This window comes from uncultured Thiodictyon sp. (assembly GCA_903837595.1).
Lineage (GTDB): Bacteria > Pseudomonadota > Gammaproteobacteria > Chromatiales > Chromatiaceae > Thiodictyon.
The window spans coordinates 1-1,700 of sequence record CAILVI010000433.1 but is presented as its reverse complement, the minus strand read 5'-3'; the positions used below and the strand labels follow the sequence as shown (position 1 = coordinate 1,700).

Genomic DNA, 1,700 nt, shown 5'->3' with positions numbered 1-1,700 from the left:
GGCAACCGCATGTCGTATTCATGGATATGCGAATGCCGGTGATGTCGGGAGAGGAGGCGACCCGGGAGATCAGGGCGCGCATGGCGGTCCGTCCCGGGGCGGTCGGCACCATCATCGTGGCGCTCACCGCCAGTGCCTTCAATGAACACCGCGACCGCTTCCTCTCCTGCGGTTGCGACGACTTCGCCGGCAAACCGTGGCGCGCCGAGGAACTGTTCGCCATCCTGGAGCGGCGGGCCGGTTTGCGGTTCGTGCGGGCCGACCACGCCTCGGTGGCCTCGGCCGCGTTCTCTGCGTGCGAGCTGACGAGCCGCCTGGGTGCCTGTCCCGCCGGTTGGCGCGGCGCGTTGAACGACGCGGTGGCCCTGGGTGACTTCGGCCGGATCACCACGCTTATTGCGCAGCTCGATGAGCGCGACGACGCGCTGCGCACGCTGCTGTCGCAGTGGGCTTATAACTATGACCTGGAGTCGTTCTCACAGGTGCTGCGAGAGGGCGGGTAGCAAGACGCCATGAGGTATGACAGGAGGACGTTTTGCACCGTGCGGCGGCTTATGCGGTGTTGGCTGCTTGGCATAACGCTGCTCTGGTCTGTTTTCGCTTGCGTCGCCATCGCACTACCAGCGGAAACCGACGCGCCTCACACCGCCATCCCGCTGACCCCGGAGGAGTGCGCCTGGCTTGCCGAAAATCACACCGTACGGGTTCGCATCACCGACTGGCCCCCCTATATGATCGCCGCGCCGGTGCCTTCGGGCGTGGTGGTCGACTATCTCGAGACCATCGCCAGGCGCTTCAACTTCAAGGTCGAGTTTGTGACCTCTGCCGTCCAGTGGGCCGAGGCGATGGCGGACGTTAGCGGACCCCGCCGGCATTTCGATCTGCTGCCGACCATGAACCGTACCCCTGAACGGGAAAAAGAGTTCGCCCTGACGAACGACTACCTGACCGCGCCCTGGGTGGTCTATACCCGCAACGACACGCCCTATATCGCCGGGCTCGAAAGCCTGAGCGGCCAGAACGTCGCTTTGGAAAAGGGCTATGCGATCACGGACAAGATCCGGACCGACTATCCCGCGATCCGCATCCTCGAAGTGGCGCGCTCACAGCAGGCGCTCGAAGCCGTGGTGACAGGCCGGGCGGATGCCTATGTGGGAAACCTTGCCATTGCCAATTTCCTCATCAAACAGAATCGCTTCACCAACCTGGTGGTCGCCGCTCCCACCCCTTACGGCCAGCACACGCAGGCGATGGCGGTGCGTAACGACTGGCCGGCGCTGGCCTCGCTGATCAACCAGGGGCTTGCGGCAATGACCCCCGCGCAGATCAATGCCATCAACCAGAAATGGGGTGCGGTGGAGGTGCGGCCACACATCGACTATACGCTGGTATGGCAAGTCGTCGCCGGCGCCACGCTGGTGTTTCTCGCCTTCTTCTACTGGAATCGCCGGTTGGCCCGGGAAGTCGCCATCAGGCAGCGTATCGCGGCCGATCTGCGGGTGTCCGAGGTGGACCTGACCGAAGAAAAGCGCCGCTTGCTGCAGGCGCAACAAGCGTTGCAACACCTGAACCAGACGCTTGAAGGCCAGGTCGGTCAGCGCACGGCGCAGCTTCGTAAGACGAGTGAGGCCATGCGTGAGGCGCAGGAAAGGGCGGAAGCGGCCAACCGCGCCAAGAGCGAGTTCCTCGCCAACATGAGC

At 64.1% G+C, this 1,700-nt stretch carries 2 protein-coding genes; both read left to right on the top strand.

Annotated features, from left to right (window positions below):
- A partial coding sequence (locus tag QZY44_RS25780) for a response regulator (RefSeq protein ID WP_295454904.1) occupies positions 1-503 on the top strand: 503 nt, incomplete at its 5' end.
- Between the two features lie 9 nt (positions 504-512).
- Positions 513-1,700, top strand: a 1,188-nt coding sequence (locus QZY44_RS25775; protein WP_365305276.1) for a transporter substrate-binding domain-containing protein, incomplete at its 3' end; no start/stop codon positions are given.